General features: G+C 35.4%; 17 protein-coding genes and 1 pseudogene. 9 read left to right on the top strand and 9 right to left on the bottom strand.

All coding sequences use genetic code 11. The features are described 5' to 3' along the window. Positions 1-39: 39 nt before the first annotated feature. The 5 genes from mdoH to J3U57_RS00540 all read right to left on the bottom strand — a co-directional run bounded on the left by mdoH (position 40) and on the right by J3U57_RS00540 (position 7,185). On the bottom strand, positions 40-2,397 hold the full coding sequence (mdoH, locus tag J3U57_RS00560) for a glucans biosynthesis glucosyltransferase MdoH (protein WP_267343537.1): 2,358 nt from the start codon (positions 2,395-2,397) through the stop codon (positions 40-42). Between the two features lie 23 nt (positions 2,398-2,420). Then, the gene (locus J3U57_RS00555; protein WP_416379639.1) at positions 2,421-3,932 is read right to left on the bottom strand and encodes a glucan biosynthesis protein G; all 1,512 of its coding nucleotides are present in this window, start codon (positions 3,930-3,932) and stop codon (positions 2,421-2,423) included. Between the two features lie 69 nt (positions 3,933-4,001). Then, on the bottom strand, positions 4,002-4,667 hold the full coding sequence (locus J3U57_RS00550; RefSeq protein ID WP_267333362.1) for a hypothetical protein: 666 nt from the start codon (positions 4,665-4,667) through the stop codon (positions 4,002-4,004). Between the two features lie 149 nt (positions 4,668-4,816). Then, a complete protein-coding gene (locus J3U57_RS00545; protein ID WP_267333363.1) occupies positions 4,817-5,053 on the bottom strand; it encodes a YecH family metal-binding protein in 237 nt (78 codons plus the stop codon). A 191-nt stretch (positions 5,054-5,244) separates the two neighbouring features. Next, the gene (locus J3U57_RS00540; protein ID WP_267343535.1) at positions 5,245-7,185 is read right to left on the bottom strand and encodes an exoribonuclease II; all 1,941 of its coding nucleotides are present in this window, start codon (positions 7,183-7,185) and stop codon (positions 5,245-5,247) included. 136 nt (positions 7,186-7,321) lie between these two features. On the opposite strand from J3U57_RS00540, the gene J3U57_RS00535 reads away from it, so the two are divergent. After that, positions 7,322-8,065, top strand: a complete 744-nt coding sequence (locus tag J3U57_RS00535; RefSeq protein ID WP_267343534.1) for an alpha/beta fold hydrolase — start codon at positions 7,322-7,324, stop codon at positions 8,063-8,065. A gap of 25 nt (positions 8,066-8,090) precedes the next feature. On the opposite strand, the gene J3U57_RS00530 is transcribed toward J3U57_RS00535, so the two are convergent. The 4 genes from J3U57_RS00530 to J3U57_RS00515 are packed head-to-tail and all read right to left on the bottom strand — an operon-like array spanning position 8,091 to position 9,870. Further along, positions 8,091-8,426 carry a type IV pilus modification PilV family protein gene (locus J3U57_RS00530; RefSeq protein ID WP_267343533.1) on the bottom strand — a complete coding sequence of 112 codons (336 nt, stop codon included), beginning with the start codon at positions 8,424-8,426 and terminating at the stop codon, positions 8,091-8,093. Continuing rightward, positions 8,419-8,853 (bottom strand): DUF2509 family protein, encoded by a 435-nt coding sequence (locus J3U57_RS00525; protein WP_267343532.1) that lies wholly within the window; start codon positions 8,851-8,853, stop codon positions 8,419-8,421. Before J3U57_RS00525 ends, J3U57_RS00530 begins: the two co-directional genes overlap by 8 nt. Then, complete coding sequence (locus J3U57_RS00520) at positions 8,822-9,400, bottom strand: prepilin peptidase-dependent protein (RefSeq protein WP_267343531.1); 579 nt, start codon at positions 9,398-9,400, stop codon at positions 8,822-8,824. The genes J3U57_RS00525 and J3U57_RS00520 overlap by 32 nt, the downstream gene beginning before the upstream one ends. Then, positions 9,394-9,870 (bottom strand): prepilin-type N-terminal cleavage/methylation domain-containing protein, encoded by a 477-nt coding sequence (locus tag J3U57_RS00515; protein ID WP_267343530.1) that lies wholly within the window; start codon positions 9,868-9,870, stop codon positions 9,394-9,396. The genes J3U57_RS00520 and J3U57_RS00515 overlap by 7 nt, the downstream gene beginning before the upstream one ends. Before the next feature lie 223 nt (positions 9,871-10,093). Here J3U57_RS00515 and dapD point away from each other — a divergent pair, with 223 nt between their 5' ends. The 8 genes and pseudogenes from dapD (at position 10,094) to yqfB (ending at position 21,178) form a co-directional block, all read left to right on the top strand. Beyond that, on the top strand, positions 10,094-10,918 hold the full coding sequence (gene dapD / locus J3U57_RS00510) for a 2,3,4,5-tetrahydropyridine-2,6-dicarboxylate N-succinyltransferase (RefSeq protein WP_065563367.1): 825 nt from the start codon (positions 10,094-10,096) through the stop codon (positions 10,916-10,918). Positions 10,919-11,037: 119 nt separating this feature from the next. Then, positions 11,038-11,529 (top strand): YajQ family cyclic di-GMP-binding protein, encoded by a 492-nt coding sequence (locus J3U57_RS00505; protein WP_267343529.1) that lies wholly within the window; start codon positions 11,038-11,040, stop codon positions 11,527-11,529. Positions 11,530-11,825: 296 nt separating this feature from the next. Further along, positions 11,826-14,036, top strand: a pseudogene (bglX, locus tag J3U57_RS00500) (beta-glucosidase BglX); the annotation flags it as partial. A gap of 55 nt (positions 14,037-14,091) precedes the next feature. Beyond that, positions 14,092-15,792 carry a sensor histidine kinase gene (locus J3U57_RS00495; RefSeq protein WP_267343527.1) on the top strand — a complete coding sequence of 567 codons (1,701 nt, stop codon included), beginning with the start codon at positions 14,092-14,094 and terminating at the stop codon, positions 15,790-15,792. Further along, entirely contained in the window at positions 15,786-16,505 is a 720-nt protein-coding gene (gene btsR, locus J3U57_RS00490; RefSeq protein ID WP_065633354.1) for a two-component system response regulator BtsR, read from the top strand. Before J3U57_RS00495 ends, btsR begins: the two co-directional genes overlap by 7 nt. 291 nt (positions 16,506-16,796) lie before the next feature. After that, a complete protein-coding gene (locus J3U57_RS00485) occupies positions 16,797-18,944 on the top strand; it encodes a carbon starvation CstA family protein (protein WP_065633355.1) in 2,148 nt (715 codons plus the stop codon). A gap of 222 nt (positions 18,945-19,166) precedes the next feature. Further along, positions 19,167-20,834, top strand: a complete 1,668-nt coding sequence (locus J3U57_RS00480; RefSeq protein WP_267343526.1) for a bifunctional metallophosphatase/5'-nucleotidase — start codon at positions 19,167-19,169, stop codon at positions 20,832-20,834. A gap of 29 nt (positions 20,835-20,863) precedes the next feature. Beyond that, on the top strand, positions 20,864-21,178 hold the full coding sequence (gene yqfB, locus J3U57_RS00475; protein WP_323849428.1) for a N(4)-acetylcytidine aminohydrolase: 315 nt from the start codon (positions 20,864-20,866) through the stop codon (positions 21,176-21,178). The last annotated feature ends 40 nt before the right edge of the window (positions 21,179-21,218 follow it).

Genomic DNA, 21,218 nt, shown 5'->3' with positions numbered 1-21,218 from the left:
TACTAAAAAAAGAAAATAGGGCTAATGCCCTATTTTTTATTACTGGCGTTCATTTTGCCACAAAGTGAATAAATTGTCGTATTTTTCTTGCTGTTGCCAAATATGACGATGAAGTGCAGAAAGAATAATTGGGTCTTCTAAAATTGCTAATTGTTGTTCTTTATTGATTTTTGCTAAATCAACCTGTTCAAATTGTTCAATCAGTTCACTACGTTTTTGCTGATTTTTTACATTAGATAAATGGCGCGATGTGGATAATGCACAAGCTAATGCATTATACAAAGGATCAACTAATGCCATTATAAAACCATGTTCAACAATATTTGCTTCAGTTTTAACCAAATACTCACCTGTAAGTGTTACCGCTCTTGCTGGGTGTGTTTCTTCAGGGGTTAAAAACAAACCTGCTTTTTGCGCTTTGATACCAATACTTGATAAGCCCGATACCCTAATGACCAGTGGTGAAATGGTTAACGGGATAAGTATGGCGATATACCATAATGTAAATTGCGGATTTAACCAGATAATAATACATAACCAAACTATGCCTAATAATGAAAGAGGCCAACAAAAATAGAACGATTCTCCCCAAGTTAAAGCATCATCGTTTCTGGAGGGTGATTTCCATTGAATTTTACTCCCTAACCAGGCTTTTATCACAAATTTACTGTGAAAGATCATCCGTATTGGTGCTAAAATCATTGACCATATCATTTCAATAAATATAGATAGTGTCAATTTAAAGACACCGCCTACCTCTTTAGCGCCTGTTCTAGCAATAATAATGCCGTAACTGAAAAATTTTGGCGCAAATAATAACACCATAGTGGTAGATAATAGTTGAATTGCTAAATTTTCATCCCATTTGGGCCAGGTAGGATAAAATTGATTTGGCTGGAAAAAATATTGCTGATCTGACAAATTAAAAACTAATAGCAGTAATGTTGAGAAGATCAAAAATATTAACCATAACAAAGATGAGATATATGCCATACCACTGGTTAAAAACATAACACGGTGGGTTAGCGTAATACCACTTTTAAAAATTAAGCGTAAATTGATTAAATTTCCCATACACCAGCGATTATCTCGTTTAAGATCTTCAATCATATTTCCAGGTAACTCTTCATAGCTACCATTCATGTTATATGCAATCCAAACACCATAACCTGCACGGCGCATTAATGAAGCTTCGACTAAGTCATGTGATAAAATATGAATAGAGCCCTTACGTTTTTGTAGTGGCGATAAAATACAGTGCTCAATAAATGGTTTTAAGCGAATCATCGCATTATGTCCCCAATATTGGGCTTCACTGAGTTGCCAAAAGTGGGTTCCAGAACAGAAAATATCACTATAAATTTGATTAGCAAATTGCTGAATTCGTCCGTAAAGGGTTTTCATTCTGACTGATTTTGGAGGAGATTGTAAAATACCTGCTTTAGGTGTCATCTCCATCATTGCAATCATATTCAGTATGCAATCACCTGTCATAATGCTATCAGCATCAAGAATTAGCATATATTCATATAAATGTCCCCAACGTCGGCAAAAATCATCAATATTGCCACTTTTACGTTTAACGCGACGTTTACGATGGCGGTAAAAAACATTACAACCATTATTCTGTTTTTGGGCATTAAAATCAGCCCAAGCTTTTAGTTCGTTGACATAAAGATCGGGATCATTGGTATCACTCAAAATATAAAAATCACAGCAAGCTGCGTTTCCGGTCTCCACTAATGATTGATAAGTTGCTTGTAACCCAGCAAACACACGTGCGACATCTTCATTACAAATTGGCATAACAAGGGCTGTACGATGTTTGGCATCAATATGTGCTGCAGCATCTTTTGGGATTTCAATGGTATAACGATCTTTCCCCATAATAGCTAAAATAAGCCCCATAATACTGGTCCAAAATCCAATTGAGATCCAGGCAAATAAAATTGCAAACAGAGCGATAATAAACCATTGTATAATATAAGGAATGATACTATATATTGCCAATTCAGGATTGATTGCCCAGTTGGCCATAAAATTAATTTTTTGCCAGCTTTGATAGGGTAATAGTGTCGATAAATAACTGGTACCAAAATAGGTTTGAACCACAATAAGCGCAAACATGATTAATCGGCGTATCAACGCTAAAATATTCAAACCTGGCTTCATTTTGGCGTGATAACGCTTATTCCATATTTGTGGTTGAATCGAGACCCGTTCAACTTCCGGGTAACTTGGTTGCTGCTTTCTTTCATCGATATAAGTTGAGGTATCACCAATTTGGTTTAAGCGATATTTTAAAAACTCACTATCATCTGAAGGAATATCATTGTTTTTTAAATTCTGGCGCCAGCTATCTGCGCCAGAAAGAGTTGAAAAGTAATTGTTTTTCATATTATTGGCTTATTGTTATAATTTTATTGTCCAGGATATTGACCGCTCCATGTTTCAGATAAAACTTCATTCGTTTTTTCTGATGCTAATTGGATGCGGATATCCGTTGGTTTTTTATTATCTTCAACATTAAATCGAACCAGCACTCGCCAACCTTTAATAACCGGATTGTACTGGACATCACTACTGACAATAGAACCATTATTGATGCTTGATATGACTTTCACCGGAACTTGTTCTGATAGTTGAGGTCCTGCAAAATCAATAACATATGCATTAGACCCATCAAGCTTACGAATTAAGTTAGCCTGTTTAATATCACCGAGTGATAATCGCGTGCTAATTGCTCTTGCTATATTATCTGGATAACGTTGTTGTTCATCCAATGTATAATGTAGGCGATATTTAAAACTAAGAGTGTCACCAGCTTTGTATTGTTTTTCTGGCACCCAATAAGAGACAATATTATCGTTGGTTTCGTCTGCGGTCGGGATTTCAACTAATTCAACTCGTCCTTTGTGCCAGTCGTCCAAAATTTCTGTCCAAACACTCGGACGTTGTTCATAGTGATCATCAAGATCTTGATAATCATCAAAACCTTTATCTCGCTGAATTAACCCAAATCCTTTAGGATTATCTAAACTATATGATGAGAAAGATAAACGTTTTGGGTTATTGAGTGGTCGCCAAATCCATTCGTTATTATTTGACAAAATTGATAATCCATTTGAATCATGCATTGCAGGACGATAATTAAGTAATGGGGAAGGTTGATTTGGTCCATATAAATACATGCTGGTTAATGGTGCGACACCGAGTTTTTTCACGCCATCTCGGAAGAATACTTTAGCTTCAACGGTAATTGTTGTATCGACGCTCGGTACCAAAGTAAGTTTATATGCACCAGCTACACGTGGAGAGTCAAGAAGTGCATAAATCACTAAATGTTTTTGATTAGGCAGCGGCCTTTCAATCCAAAACTCTTTGAATCGAGGAAACTCTTCACCAGACATTTCACCCGTATCGATGGCTAACCCTCTTGCTGAAAGTCCATAACGTTGATCTTTACCTACCGCTCTAAAATAACTACCACCCAGTGCAGTGAAAATTTCGTCATCTGTTTTAGTCGGATTATTAATTGGATAATGGACTTTAAATCCAGCAAAACCAAGATGTTTTGTGTCTAACTTATCGAGATTAATTTTGCTTAAATCGAAGTAACTTGGATCGAATTTAATCTCGTTAACTTGGTTATTAACAATTTCATTGATTTTTACAGGCGTATCAAAATACATACCTTCATGATAAAACTCAAGTTTAAAACGGCTTTTTCGATCACTCCAATAAGCTTTTTGGTGATTAAATTGAATTTTCTGATAATCAGCGAATTGTAACGATGATAGTTCGTTTGGAATATTTTTAGTTGGTTGTACATAAGCTTGTTTTGATAAATTTTCAGCTTGCGTCACCACATCATTAAACGAAAAAGCCCATGAAGAAAAACTGATACAAGAAGCCGACACTACGCAAAGCATCTTGCCAGTGAATGTTTTACTAAACTGACTAATTGGTAATAAATTGTGCATAAAAAACTCGCGTTAGGATTATCTAAAAATATTTATATAATTAATAATATTGTCTTTTGGATCGTCTAAACATTTTTCAAGAAACTCACTTTTCATTTCTTGCAAAATACTTGGATTTTCATCAATTAAGAAGTGTGAATAATTATCTTTGATGATTTTAGCATGTAATGATGACATATCTTCTTCTGACATTTTGAATAAAGGTTGGAAGTAGTTAGAAACTTTCTGATTGTCATTGGTATAAACAGCAGCAAGAAAATCTGCTGAGAGGTCACAATAATTTTTTATATTAGCAGGTGTTGCTTTTATTTTGCTCAATTCAATTTTATGTTCGGTCAGGTTTTCTTCAAGAACTTTCTTAATCTGTTGATTATATTTTAATTTGTAATATTCAGTCAGGTAAAAATTCAGCACGCAAGATGATTGATTTTCATCATTTTGGCAACTTAATATGCCGGTTTTTTTAATGTAATTATCGAAGTTTTTTGTGCCAATAAGTTGCTGTAATTGTGTTTTTGCATTAACAACATATGGATTGTTTAATTCGGTTTGTTGTTTGATTAATGTTAACTCATCTGTTTCAATCGGCTGTTCTATTTTTTTCACCGGTGCAGCCGATCTATGTACACAACTGGCGACAAGAATAGGAACAATTGCGCAGATTAAAATGTTACTAATTTTCATATTAAATTCCATGAATATATTTTAGAGTTGTAATTTGAGGGCTGGCTATTAGTCTTTGCCCGAAATTATATACTCATATTCTATTAAATACACTATACGATTAATTTAAATTTATAACAGTCTCAAAACACTTAAACATATTTTGAAACTTAATGATGACAAATCTTTGTTTCATTGACCGTAAATTCAACATCAGTAACGGGTTTAAATTTACCTTTTAATTTTAAAAAGCAGATAAGTTGTGTTGAATCCATATCAGTTTGAGAGCAAGTGTGAAATTTAGCATGTTTTCCAAACTGTTTTTCGATAGCTTCCTTTAGAGATGATTCTGTATAGCTATTTCCAGCCATCATATGTAAGACTTCATGCCCATGAATTGATAACATAGTACCCTCTGCATCTTGCCTATTTAATTATAATAATTATTTTAATGAGTGAAGAAAGATATCAGATATTATCAAGAAAAAAAAGAGGTTAAGCGTTAAAATATCATTAATTATTAGTCAGTATTCCCCCGATTGATTTCAGGGGAAAAATGAGAAATTAATACCACTTATCATGATAAAAAAAATGTGCATTAGTGATTATCCGCTAATTTCACTATAATTGATTGATTTTCTTTTTTAACTTGATGGATAACGACCGAAATGGTATCGGTTAGTTTATAGCAAATTTCGTCTTTAATTTTGATAACGCCTTCTTCCGGAAGGGAGCAAATTTGCTCACGTACAGGATGGATCATTGACAGCGGTAAGAATGCAAAAGCGCCAATATCCGTTAAGCGTACCCGAGCACCACCGCGATTAATATCAATAATTTCAGCGGTAAAACGATGATTAATTTTATCCGATAAATATTGTGCATAAAGATTTTCAGCCATATCACGCTCGGCGAGGCGTAATGTTTTACGCTTTTCACCCATTATTTTAAGTAGCTCTATGCTAGGTGAAGTTAATGGAAGCTGGCGTAGGTAAGCCTTAATTAATCGATGATTTATCATATCACCATATTTTCGAATTGGTGAAGTCCATGTTGCATAAGCGTTAAATCCGAGTCCATAATGAGGTCTTGGCTCAAGGGAAAAATCGGCAGGGCTTTGAAATTTTCGCAGGCGCGAGGCTAAAAAGGCATCGTTATCGATGATACGGCGCAGCTGGATATACCCCTCAAACGATAATAAAGCGTCTTTATCAAATTGCGTTAAGCCATGTTCATTTAAGATCTTTAAAATTTGATCCATAAATTTAGGGTCAAAACCCGCATGGACATTAAAAATACCAAAACCAATTTTGTCAGTTAAGTGCATGGTTAAAGCTTGATTGGCTATTATCATCACTTCTTCAACGATTTGGTTAGCAATACCGCGTGTTTCTTTAATAATTGATTTTACTTGTCGGTTCTCATCGAGCATAAAACGATAGTCAGTCATATCTTTAAATACCAAAGCATGACTTTGTCGCCACGCTGTTCTTAGTGTTGCTAGACTAGCTAACCAATTAAGTTGCTCCGGTATCGTTAAATTATCAGATGATAGTAAACTGCCGTTTTCTAAAAAATCAGAAACATTATGGTAACAAAGTTTTGCTTTCGATTCGATAAATGCAGGAATAAATGCAATTGCATTGTCATCAATATTACCATTAGCATCGATTTTTACTTCACATACCATAGCTGGCCTTTTTTGATTGGCTTTTAGTGAGCAAAGCTCATCAGCAAGCTCTTTTGGCAGCATTGGGATATTGAAATCAGGCAAGTACGTTGTAAAGCTTCTTTGTTTAGCGATATCATCAAGTTCACTATTTTCGCTTACATAAGCGGTAGGGTCGGCAATAGCTACTTTGAGTAAATAATTACCGTGTGCATCTTTTTCAATCGATATGGCATCATCCATATCTTCAGTATCTTCACTATCGATCGTAAAAAAATCGATATAGGTTAAATCTTGACGATCGGTTAGCTCATTTTCTGTTATTGCCAATATGTTAGCTGTTGGCGCTTTATCATCTAAATTATAGCGGGCTAATGTTTTTAACCAAGGAAGGTATTTAGAGTTATCTTCAGCAATAAAATGGGTAACTTCGGCAAAAAAGCTGTTTTTATCTTCTTGTAGTGGATGGGCAATCAGTGTTGCAGTTACCCAATCACCTTCTTTGATTTTTTCGGTAACGTGTTTATTGACTTTACAGCGAATAACAAGATTTTCTGGCATATTTTCAGCATGGATAATCATTGCGTTATCTTGAAAACCAATTTTTCCGATGAATTTTTGTAACGCACTTTCTATTAATATTTCTGGATCAAAAGACTCTTTATCATTATTGGCGATGATGGTTCCTGATACTTTATCGCCATGACACACCGTTTTCATTTTAGCAACAGGAATAAAATAACTTGTTTTATTATCAACATCTAAAAACCCAAATCCTTTTTCGTGGGCTCTTACAACACCTTCAACGCGGGGTGTTTGTTGATGAAGTTCTTGTTTTAATTGGGCTAATAGTGGGTTATTTTGGAACATATGTCTTAACATTATTTGAAAAAATTAGTCTGGGATTTTATCATAGTTATTGCAATTTTTGTTATTGAATTAATTAATCATCTTAATGAAATTAGGCTTATAATAGACAAGTTTTGATATGAAGGATTATGTAAAAATGAATTTACACTATAAATTACAAGGTGAAGGACAACCAATAATTTTTTTACATGGTGTGTTTGGCAGTTTGGATAATTCAAATATGTTAGCTAAGCACTTTGTATCTGATTATCAAACCATTCAAGTTGATTTGCGTAATCACGGTCAATCGCCATGGTCAAATGAGATGAATTTAAATGTTATGGCAGAAGATATTGCAGCGCTTTGTCATCATTTGCAATTAGATCAAATCATCTTAATTGGTCATTCAATGGGGGGCAAGGTTGCATTGCGACTAACCCAAATTATTTCTGAAAAAATCAAAAAAATTGTCGCCCTTGATATTGCGCCAGTTAAATACCCGACTACGGATAATGCGCAGGTTTTAGAGTCGTTAAGTACTTGCCTTGCTGAAAATCTGACCGATAAAAAACAGATTATTGACCTTATGCAAAGCCAAGGACTATCAGATGGAACAATCCAATTTTTGCTCAAATCTTTTAAAAATGGACATTGGTTATTTAATGCTAATGTGATTGTGAGTCAATATAGTCATTTACGTGATTGGCAACCTATTTCTCCTTGGTATAAGCCAACGTTTTTCGTGCGCGGTAGCAACTCCAATTATGTAATGCAACAATATTATGAAGCAATATTGCGTCAATTTCCCAATGCTGTGATAGAAACAATTGAAGGAGCAGGGCACAATGTTCATGCAGAAAAAACTCAGCAAGTTTTGCAACTTTTAAAACAGTGGCTTTAAGATAACTTATCCATTGGCCAATACGCTACTCATTTATTACATGACAAAATAATCGTTGCTGATTAATTTGCTTGTTAGGCTTGGTTGTTATTGTGACCGATACGAGTTGGCACTGGCTTGTGTAAGACTCACTGCGTATATTATATTGCCAATTGTTAGGTACAATGTGCCTCGCTATATTAGGGTAACTATCAAGTAATGAAAACGCAATTTGCTGTGCCTTTTGTTGATTTGAAAGATAATGATAAAAATTGGTTAATGTGTGTTGATAATTGCTAAAACTGATAATAACAATGGCAAATATCAAACAGGCTATCATCACTTCAATTATACTAAATCCTGTCATAGCATTGTTATTCACAATAAGCTCTCCTTTTTTCTGGGCAATAATCAAGCCAATGACCTTTTTGTACGATGAGTTTACCACCTTGATGATGCGCCAAACTATAAACAAATAAACCTTCTGATTCACCGCGTATCAGTACGTAGTTGTCGATTTGTAATAATGAATTTTTGATACACACTTTCCATTGATATTTTGTTTCAAATAAGCATTGCCAATTATCTGTTGGTATTTGCCAACTTTGGGTTAGTGCCCAATTTAATGCGGAATTTGCTTGATTAAAACGGTGATAATATTGACTTTCTCTGGCGAGTGTTTTATGCCATGAGATCATTAATAAGTGAGCACTTGTTAATAATATAGCACCAATAATGGTTAAAATAATAACCATGATAATCGTACTAAAACCTTGTTCATGGTTGTTTTGATGGATAAAAATTTTCATTTCTCACTATTTTGCTTATTTGATATTTTACTTGTTGATGTTGTTTGAGTTCAGCTGCTAATACTATTTCGATACTATTAGCCTGTTGCTTCAGATGGAAGGTTGTCACTTTAATCTCAGCTGGATCGAATAATTTTTCCCACTTGGGTTCATTGCAAGCAGTCGCACCCGTTTTATATTCAATATTATTGTTGATAAAGCGATAGACAAAACTATCTGCGTTATTCATGGCTGAAGCATCATCGATCCAATCATGTCGGATTTGACTATCGTAACGAATAATAATGCAATTTTTTTCGTTAATAATGACTAATGCAGTTTTATTTGGTTTACTCGGATCGTTAGCAATAAACCCTGCGCGCTTTATATCTTTGGCTATGCCAAATAGTGCTTGTTGAACAGTTTGTTGCAGATGAATGGCTCGATAATATTGTAAAGTTTGTGCTTGTATCTGTAAGTAATATTCTGTCACTGCAATAAAAATTAAACTTGAAAGTGTTATTGATAACAACATTTCAAGTAGTGAAAATCCTGCTTGTTTTAACATGCGGGTAAACTTGGCAAATAACTGTTGATGCGACAAAATCGAATTCGCCCACGAAATGATATTAACACTCTGGTTGTACCAATTGTGTTGCTGAGTTCAAATGAGCCTGTTTGAGCCATATTCCGTCTTCCCCAAAATGTAATGATTTTTTGTTCGTTTAATAATTTAATGTCAACCGAATTGTTAGGTTTGATAAACTGTAATAGGCCAGTTTGACAACTTGTTGGCGGCTCACCGGATGTAATAGTTAAACACCAAGGGGATAAAAATAGATGAAGATTATAATTTTCATTTTCAGTATTAGCTTTAACTTGGACTTCATTTAAAAAATAGGCTAATTGGTGTGTTGTTGAGACTAATTCGTTACGGAGCTGTATCTCTTTCCATTGTTGCATGCCAATAGCGGCGCAAATTGCACTTATGCAAATAACAATCAATAATTCTAACAATGAAAATCCAAAATTTTGCATTTATCTTTTGTCTAGTAAACTTTCAATATCGATAAGTATAGAAAAGTTTGGTTTTGGTATTTTATGTGTGTGGGGTATTTGTGAACTTAATTCCAAATAAATGTTGTTTATTAACAAGAAAGAAAGTTTGATACGACAAACCGCTTAAAAAGCGTGACATATTATATTATACTGTGCATCTATTTAAATTTGCTAACGGACTTAAAGTTAAAGGAAACGAGAAATGCAACAATTACAAACTATTATTGAGGCAGCATTTGAACGTCGTGCTGAAATCACGCCTTCAAATGTTGATACAGTAACGCGTGATGCAATTAATCAATGTATCGCTCTATTAGACAGCGGTAAAATGCGTGTCGCGGAAAAGATTAATGGCGATTGGGTGACTCATCAATGGTTAAAAAAAGCAGTGTTGCTCTCTTTCCGTATTAATGAGAACCAACTTATTGATGGTGGCGCAACAAATTATTATGATAAAGTGCCATTAAAATTTGCTGATTATGATGAAGCACGCTTCCAACAAGAAGGCTTCCGTGTCGTTCCATCAGCAATTGCACGTAAAGGTGCGTATGTGGCTCGTAATACCGTATTAATGCCATCTTATGTAAATATTGGTGCTTATGTTGATGAAGGTACAATGGTTGACACTTGGGTAACTGTTGGTTCTTGTGCGCAAATTGGTAAAAATGTTCATTTATCAGGTGGTGTTGGTATCGGTGGCGTATTAGAACCGTTGCAAGCAAATCCAACGATTATTGAAGATAACTGCTTTATTGGTGCACGTAGTGAAATCGTTGAAGGTGTGATTGTTGAAGAAGGCAGTGTGATCTCAATGGGTGTTTTCATCGGTCAAAGTACTAAAATTTATGATCGCGCAACAGGTGAAGTCCATTACGGTCGCGTGCCAGCCGGTTCAGTTGTGGTATCAGGTAACTTACCAACTAAAGATGGCAAATATAGCCTTTATTGTGCAGTAATTGTAAAAAAAGTCGATGCTAAAACGTTAGGTAAAGTAGGAATTAACGAATTACTTCGTACCATCGATTAATCGCAATCAATTACCATAAATTAATTGACTGTCTTTGCTTTTAATATAGGGACAGTCAATATATTCTCATAACATTCATCAAGTTAATTTTATTTTTAATTATTCGCAAAGGAGAATTTATGCCTTCTTTTGATATTGTTTCTGAAATTCAAATGCCAGAAGTGAAAAATGGTGTTGAAAACGCGACCCGTGAACTAACTACGCGTTGGGATTTTAAAAATGTGGAAGCCTCATTTGAGCTTAATGAAAAAAATGAAACGATCAAAGCGACCAGCCAATCTGACTTCCAAGTACAACAGCTATTGGATATTTTACGTGATAAGTTAGCCAAGCGTGGTATTGATGGTGGGGCACTTGAAATTCCGGAAGAGATGGAACATAGTGGAAAACTATACAGTATTACAGTAAAACTAAAACAAGGTATTGATAAAGAGTTAGCTAAAAAAATAGTTAAGTTGATTAAAGACAGTAAACTTAAAGTGCAAGCCCAAGTACAAGGGGAACAAGTTCGCGTTACGGGTAAATCACGTGATGATTTACAAGCAACGATGACATTAGTTAAAAACGGAGAATTAGGACAACCGTTTCAATTTACTAATTTTAGAGACTAATTAATGTAACCTTCGTGAACGTCGTCTGGCAATCACTCACGCTAAACGATTAGCCCGCACTTATTATGTAAAAAAGTTTGAGGTTAAATAATATTAACGTCAATTTTTTTATATAATAAATGCGATCTTGTTTTAAACATAAATGAAAACAATGTAAATAACGAGATTTTTATGCGCGAATAAGTTATGCTATCTTCATGTCTATCCTTTAAATTATAACAATATTTATCATGATGAAAAAATTAATAGTTGTTTTGGTTTTTTTTCTGTTTTCAGGCTCTTTGTTCGCACAAGATTCGAATAACGAAGAAAAAAAAGCTTTTATTGATAATTTATTATCAAAAATGACCATAAAAGAAAAAGTGGGTCAGTTAAGATTAATTAGTGTAGGTGGCGATCTCACTTTACCAAAAGTATTAGATCAAATCGAGGCTGGAGAGATTGGCGGTATTTTTAATACTGTTGTTGAGCCAGATTTGACAAATATGCAAGACCGCGCTTTAAAGTCCCCGAATAAAATTCCTCTATTTTTTGGATTTGATATTATTCATGGTCATCGTACGGTATTCCCAATTAATTTAGGTATTGCATCGAGTTGGGATCGTAATGTTATAGGTAAAGTTGCTGAAGTGTCTGCCGACGAAGCGACCTCAGATGGATTAAATATTACTTGGGCTCCAATGGTTGATATTACCCGAGATCCTAGATGGGGACGCGTTTCTGAAGGCTTTGGTGAAGATCCCTATTTAACATCTGAAGCAGGACGTATTTTTGTCGAAAAAATGCAAAAACAGTCTCTTGATGATAAAAAATCGTTAGTGACAACCGTTAAGCATTTTGCGCTATATGGTGCGGTCGAAGCGGGTCGCGAATATAACAGCACCGATATGAGTGAACGTAAAATGTTCCAAGAGTATCTTGTACCTTATAAAGCAGCCATTGATGCCGGTAGTCGTGCTGTAATGGTGTCTTTAGTCAGTGTTAACGGTATTCCAGCGACAGCTAATCATTGGCTACTGACTGAAGTATTACGTGACCAATGGCATTTTAATGGTGTGGTTGTAAGTGATCATGGTGCGATTCGTGAATTGATTAATCATGGTGTGGCAAGCGATGCTAAAGATGCTGTTCGCGTGGCGATAAAAGCAGGTATTGATATCAGTATGAATGATGAATATTTTCTTCAATTTTTACCTGAACTTGTTAATGAAGGTGTCCTCACAGAAGAGGATATTAACAAAGCTTGTCGACATGTATTAGAACTCAAATATGACATGGGGCTGTTTAATGACCCTCATCGTAATTTAGATCCTAAATTAGATATCGATACGATGTTTGCCGACAACCGTCTACATCGAGAAGAAGCCAGAGATGTAGCGCGTCGAAGTATTGTGTTGTTGAAAAATAAAAATAGCATTTTACCTCTAGCCAAAAACAAGAAAATAGCCGTGATTGGACCACTTGCCGATTCTAAGCGCGATATTTTAGGTAGTTGGTCAGGTGCCGGACGCGCTAATCTAGCTGTCACACCTTTAGAAGGAATCAAAAATGCAGTAAAAGATCCTAAAACAATTAGTTACGCATTTGGTGCTAATCTTTCCGATGATTCTAATTTATATAAATTTTTAAATTTATATGAAGAAACCACCAAATTTGATCCTCGTCCTGCTGATAAAATGATTGCCGAAGCAGTTGCTAAAGCTAAAAAAGCCGATGTTGTTGTGTTGTTTGTAGGGGAAGCTGAGGGAATGGCGCATGAGTCATCTAGTCGCACCGATCTTTCATTGCAAGCAAGCCAAAAACGGTTAATCAAAGCTTTAAAGGCAACAGGCAAACCTTTAGTTATAGCATTAATGAATGGTCGTCCATTAACTGTAAAAGAAGAGTATGAACAAGCTGATGCTATGCTCGAAACTTGGTTTTTAGGCACAGAAGGGGGCAATGCTATCGCTGATGTTTTATTTGGTGATTATAACCCATCGGCTAAATTACCAATGTCATTTCCTGATAATGTTGGGCAAATTCCCGTCTATTACAGTCATTTAAACACTGGTCGGCCTCATGGTACTGAAAATATGGGGAAATATACAACATCGTACTTTGATAGTCCTAATGAACCGCTATTCCCGTTTGGATTTGGTTTAAGTTATACCCATTTTACGATAGATTTTGCCTTATCAAGTACTGAGATGCCGCAAAATGGTGAAATTGTGGTGACTGCAAATGTTGAGAATATTGGCGAGAAAGAAGGTAGCCAAACGGTACAGTTTTACCTTCAAGATATCACAGCTTCGGTCAGTCGACCCGTTAAACAGTTGATAGGTTTTGAAAATATTACTTTAAAACCTCATGAAAAAGGTGAAGTGAAATTAGTGATCAAACCAGATATGCTAAAATTTTGGAATGACAAAATGCAATATGTTGCAGAACCAGGTAAATTCAATATCTACGTTGGCTCTGATTCGACAACGCAAGATAAACAGACCTTTACCTTATTAGATAAATAAATTAATTATATTAACCGTCGACATCTGTCGACGGTTTTATTATGTGGTCAAAATTATGTTTGAATTTGATCTTGTTTTACAACTTCTTCAACAAATGTGTATTTATTTAGTTATCGCTTATCTACTAAGTAAAACACCTATTGTTATTCCATTAATGCAAGTGACTGTGCATCTACCTCATAAGTTAGTCTGCTATTGTATCTTTTCTCTATTTTGTATCATGGGCAGTTATTTTGGTTTACACATTGAAGACACAATAGCCAACACTCGAGCCATTGGTGCTATTTTAGGCGGTTTGCTTGGCGGTCCTATGGTCGGGCTATTAGTAGGGATAACTGGAGGAATTCATCGTTATACGTTAGGTGGAATTACCGCTGAAAGTTGTATGCTTTCGACTATTTTAACAGGATTGATTAGTGGTCTATTGCATTATGGCTTAATGAAAAAAGGTCGAGTTGATCTTATCTATAATCCGTTGTTAGTCGGGGTTTTAGGCTTATTAGTTGAATCGCTTGAAATGATAATGGTGTTACTAATTTCACGCCCTTTTGACGTGGTTTTACATGCAGTTAAAAGTATTGCTGCGCCAATGATCGTGGCTAATAGCATTGGCGCAGCTATGTTTATGCGAATTTTACTCGATAGGCGCGCTATTTTTGAACGATATACGTCAGCCTTTTCCGCAAAGGCACTTAAGATTGCCGCAAGTACCGAAGGTTTACTTCGTGATGGTTTTAATCAAAGTAATAGTACTAAAGTTGCACAAATTATTTATCAAGAGTTAGATATTGGTGCAGTTTCGATTACTGATAGAGAAAAGATCTTAGCATTTATTGGTGTTGGTGATGATCATCATCTACCCGGCACACCAATTACCTCTAATATTACTTTAGAAGCAATTGAACAAAATGATGTTAAATATCTTGATGGCGTTCATCAACCTTATCAATGTTCAATTAATAAATATTGCCGCTTAGGTTCAACATTAGTTATTCCGCTGAGAGGTGAAAACAATACTGTTGTTGGTACAATTAAATTGTATGAAGCTAAAAATACATTATTTAGTTCGATCAATCGTACGCTTGGTGAAGGCATTGCCAGTTTACTGTCCGCACAAATTTTAGCTGGGCAAAATGAGCACTACAAACAATTATTATCTAAAACTGAGATTAAATTATTGCACGCTCAAGTTAATCCTCATTTTTTATTTAATGCGCTCAATACGCTATTGGCCGTTATTCGTCGAGATAAACAACAAGCATCACAATTAGTGCAGAATCTTTCGACTTTTTTTCGCAAAAATCTTAAGCGAACAGATGAAATTGTTACGCTGAAAGACGAAATTGAACATGTTAATGCTTATTTGCAAATTGAAAAAATGCGCTTTATGGAACAATTGACTGTCGAAATAACTATTCCCCCACATTTAGAATCGGCTCAGTTACCGGCCTTTTCACTACAACCGATAGTGGAAAATGCGATTAAACATGGTACTTCGCAATTAATTGGTAAAGGAAAAGTGGCGATTTATGCCTATGAACAAAATCAAACATTAGTTTTAGAGGTTATGGATAACGCTGGTAACTACTGCGAAAATAAAAAAGACACAAAAGGATTAGGTCTAAATTTGGTTGATAAACGAATTAATATTCGTTATGGTGAGCAATACGGAATAAAAATAGAATGTGAACCTGATACTTATACTAAAGTAGTATTAACATTGCCTTTACAAAAGGAAAGCTGTATCCAATGTTAGATGTAATTATTGTAGATGATGAATTGCTTGCCCGTGAAAATTTACGTTGCTTGCTTGAAAGTGATCCTGAAATTAATATTGTTGCTGAATGTAATAATGCAATGGAGGCGATTCGTGAAATTCATCGTTTGCAACCTGATGTGGTTTTTTTAGATATTCAAATGCCGAAAATCAATGGTATTGAAATGTTATCTATGTTAGATCCTAAAACCATGCCACATATTGTGTTTTTAACTGCTTATAGTGAGTTTGCGGTCAAAGCCTTTGAAGAGCAAGCTTTTGATTACTTATTGAAACCTGTTGAATCAGAGCGCTTACATAAAACGCTAAATCGATTGCATAATCACTGTATTCCTTGTGATATTTGCCAATTAAAAGGAATCAAGCAGGATTTTGAGTATATTCCATGTGTTGGGCATAATCGTATTTATCTGTTGAATATTGAGGATGTCTATTATGTGTCATCTAAAATTAGCGGCATTTATGTTTTTAACCAAACCAATCAAGAATACTTTACCGAATTAACCTTAAAAACTCTAGAAGATAAAACTCCATTGATCCGCTGTCATCGTCAATATTTGGTTAATTTAAAAAAGCTTAAAGAAATTCGTTTCAATGATACAAATGGCGTTGATATTATTTTAAATAATGATATTTCAGTTCCTGTTAGCCGTCGTTATTTAAAACAGCTCAAAGAGATGTTGGGATTATAGTTTTTGTTGTAATTCGTCAAAACCACTCATCCGTTAAATTTAACCACTCATCTTTTCTATTTAACCTATAACTTAAATATCGATACCTCTGTATTCATTAAAAAATTACTATAGGCTTGGATGTAAAGGAACTTTTAGTTGATATTTTAGGCTATAACAATACAGACAAGCTATTTTAATGAAATTAAAAATGATGGTTTTTTTAATATCAAAACATAGTAAGTCTATATCTGTTTTAAATGGTGTTAAATTTCGAACTAATTAAATTTAAAACCCATGAAGAGAGTTATTATGAATAATAAAGTCTTTAAGCATATTCCATGGCTGATCTTAGCCTTTATTGGTGCATGTTGTTTAGCCGTAATTGCATTACGGCGAGGTGAGCATGTCAGCGCACTATGGATTGTTGCTGCTGCTGTTTCAATTTATCTTGTCGCGTACCGATATTACAGTTTGTATATCGCCAAAAAGGTCATGCAATTAGACCCGACGCGTGCAACCCCTGCTGTCATTAATAATGATGGTTTAAACTTTGTACCGACTAATAAATATGTATTATTTGGTCACCATTTTGCTGCCATTGCCGGTGCAGGGCCGTTGGTTGGGCCGGTACTTGCTGCTCAAGTAGGGTACTTACCAGGCACACTTTGGTTACTTGCAGGTGTCGTGTTTGCCGGTGCGGTACAAGACTTTATGGTTTTATTTTTATCTTCTAGACGTAATGGCTCATCTTTGGGCGAAATGATTAAAGAAGAGATGGGGGCGATTCCTGGCACTATAGCGCTATTTGGTTGCTTCCTTATCATGCTTATAATACTTGCGGTTTTAGCATTGATTGTGGTTAAAGCGCTAGCTGAAAGCCCTTGGGGGGTATTTACTGTTTGTTCAACAGTACCTATTGCCTTATTTATGGGTATTTATATGCGATTTTTAAGACCAGGACGGGTGTTAGAAGTATCTGTTATTGGTATTGTGTTATTAGTGTTATCAATATGGTTTGGTGGCGTAATTGCGCATGATGCATATTGGGGACCAGCTTTAACTTTCAAAGCAACGACTATTACTTATGTATTAGTGGGCTATGCTTTAGTTTCAGCAATGTTACCTGTTTGGTTAATCCTAGCACCTCGTGATTATTTAGCAACATTTTTAAAAATCGGTGTAATTGTTGGTTTAGCTATTGGTATTGTTATCTTAAATCCTGATTTAAAAATGCCAGATGTGACCCAATATGTTGATGGTACCGGTCCAGTTTGGAAAGGTTCACTTTTCCCATTCTTATTTATCACGATTGCTTGTGGTGCTGTTTCTGGCTTCCATGCATTAATTTCATCAGGTACAACGCCAAAATTACTTGCTAACGAAACGGATGCTCGCTTCATCGGTTACGGTGCAATGTTAATGGAGTCATTCGTTGCCATGATGGCATTAGTCGCTGCTTCAATTATTGAGCCAGGTCTTTATTTCGCTATGAATACTCCACCGGCAGCTTTAGGGATTACTATGCCTGATTTGCATAAATTAGGTACTGATCAAGCGCCAATGATAATGGAGCAACTTAAAGATGTGACAGCCCATGCTGCTGCAACGGTTAGTTCGTGGGGATTTGTCATTTCACCTGACGAAATTTTACAAACAGCCAAAGATATTGGTGAACCGTCAGTGCTTAATCGTGCCGGTGGTGCGCCAACGCTAGCGGTAGGTATTGCACACGTGTTCCATCAAATTATTCCCGGTGCCAATATGGGCTTTTGGTATCACTTTGGTATTTTATTTGAAGCGTTATTTATCTTAACTGCACTTGATGCTGGTACCCGTTCTGGTCGTTTTATGCTACAAGACCTTTTAGGTAACTTTGTCCCATTCTTGAAAAAAACCGATTCACTCATTGCCGGTTTTATTGGTACAGTGGGTTGTGTTGGTTTGTGGGGCTATTTACTCTATCAAGGCGTTGTTGATCCATTAGGTGGTGTTAAGAGCTTATGGCCATTATTTGGTATCTCAAATCAAATGTTAGCGGCGGTTGCGTTAGTGTTAGCGACAGTTGTATTAATTAAAATGAAACGTGCTCAATATATTTGGGTGACAATTATTCCAGCAATATGGTTACTCATTTGTACAACATGGGCATTAGCATTGAAATTATTCAGTAATGATCCGCAATTAGAAGGTTTCTTCTATTTAGCCAATGAGTATAAACGTCGCATTGCTGAAGGTAGTGAATTAACCGCACAACAAATTGATAATATGCACCATATCGTTATTAACAATTATACTAATGCGGGTTTAAGTATTCTATTTTTAGTGGTTGTTTACAGTATTATTTTCTTTGGTATTAAAACTGCATTAAAAGTACGTAATAATAAACAAAGAACAGATAAAGAGACAGCTTATGTGCCAATTCCTGAAGGCGGTGTAAAAACTTCAATGTCACATTAAGTCTGTATTATTGATGACGTTACATTATCAAGTTGTCAAAAAATATTGATGGTTGTCTATCTCATACCCAATAATATTGTTATATTGTTGGGTATTTTTATATCATTTAATATTATCTTATTGCGAGTTGTGATTAGAAATGAACGATGCTTTTAACGTATTAGTTATTTTATTTTCGTATAGGGAAGATTATTTGTTTGTCGAGTTTTAAAGGAGCTTAAAATGTTACTCAATAAAAGATTGTTATCATTATTCACGATTGTGGCTTTATCCAGTCCCTTGCCACTGTTGGCTAAACAGGTAAATGTCGCTATTTTAGCAACTTCCGATGTTCATGGACGAATGTTACCTTGGGATTATGGTACAGATAAGGCTGATTTATCCGGTTCTTACGCACAAATATCTACCTTTGTTAATCAGTTTCGTGAGCATCACCCTAATGTCATTTTGGTTGATGCGGGTGATATTATTCAAGATAACCAAATTGAACGTTTTCACGATGTGAAAAATCATCCAGCTATTGAGGCTCTTAATACTATGAAATATGACATTATGGTATTAGGTAACCATGAATTTAATTTTGGCATGCCAGTTGTTGATAAAATCGTTGCTGAATTTAAAGGTAAAACATTAGCAGCGAACATCTTTTATAAAGACTCAGGTAAAGCCTATTTACCCGCTACATCCATTATTGAAAAAGATGGCGTAAAAATTGGTTTTATTGGGGCAACGACACCATTTGTACCTGAATATGAAGATAAAACAGGTTATGTAAAACAAATGGAATTCACTATGCCAATTCCAGAAATACAAAAACAAGTTGAAAAGTTAAAACAACAACATGTTGATGCTATTGTTTTAGTTACCCATATGGGGGTGGATAATGAAAACAATAAACCAGGAACCGGCGTTGCTGATGTGGCTAACCAAGTGCCCGATATCGATGTGATTATAGCTGGGCACAATCATCAAAATATAAGTGAAAAAGTGATCAATAATGTTTTGATTACTGAACCGCATCGTTATGGTACCGTGGTTTCGGTGGTTGATTTAACCTTTGATCTTGAAAAGAACAAAACCTCTTTAGTGAATAAAAAAGCCGAAACACAGCCAGTTAAATCGTATGCTGCCGATCCGGCAATTGAAAAAATTTATGCGCCTTATCATCAACAATTAAGAGAAATAGCCAATCAGGTTATTGGTGAAACCGATCGTGATTTGGTCCCCCAGCAAATGATTCATGGTATTCCTGCGATTTACCTCGAAGAAACAGGGCTAACCCATTTACTCAACGCTGTTCAATTATATTATAGCGGTGCGGATGTGACTTCTGTGTTGGTTGATAATAAAAAAGCAATACTGAATAAAGGTCCAATTACGCGTAAAGATATCGCCAATAATTATCAATATACCGCTGGTGAAACCAGTATATTCGAAGTTACCGGTCAAGACCTTAAAGACTATATGGAATGGTCTGCTGCTTATTTTGCTCAAGTACAACCGGGCGATAAAAATTATCAATATGATCCGATTCGTGGCGCGTCAAAATATATGACTTACGATATGTTTGGTGGGGTCAAATATACTATTGATTTAACTCAACCGGTTGGTGAGCGAATTAAAAATTTAACATTGCTTAATGGTCAGGCTATCACTGCGGATATGAAGTTGAAATTAGGTATGAACGCTTATCGTTACGAAATGTTAGTCAAAAAAGGTGGGCCATTAGAAGGAAGACGTGTTGAACCAACTTGGGACTCACGAACCGCTTTTGGTGATGAACAAGGCACTATCCGTAATATGACGATAAAATATATTACAGACGTCAAAAAAGGTAAAATTACTGATGAATCTAACCATAATTGGCAAGTGATCGGTATCAAACCTTAACCGCTCGTTTAATAAAAAGGATGATCGTTGTGAAAAATGATATAACGTTTTACCAACGTTTTAAATCGGATATTTTGGCAGGTTTAAAAACTATTACTATTCGTGATAAAAGTGAATCACATTTTAAGGTTGGTGATACGTTGCGAGTGGGCGTTTTTGAAACGGATGCATATTTTTGTAGTATAAAAATTACTAATGTGACGCCTGTAACACTCAATCAATTGACTGAAGAACAGGCTAAGCAAGAAAATATGAGCTTAACTGAACTGAAAAAAATCATTAGTGACATTTATCCTAACGAACAACAGTTTGTTATCATTGCTTTTCAACTATTATCAATCTAAAAAAAACGCGCCTTAGGCGCGTTTTTTTACTGGTAAAAAG

It is taken from the genome of Gilliamella sp. B3464, assembly GCF_026536145.1.
GTDB lineage: Bacteria > Pseudomonadota > Gammaproteobacteria > Enterobacterales > Orbaceae > Gilliamella.
The sequence above is the reverse complement of the archived record's forward strand: the minus strand, read 5'-3'. Positions and strand labels throughout refer to the sequence as shown.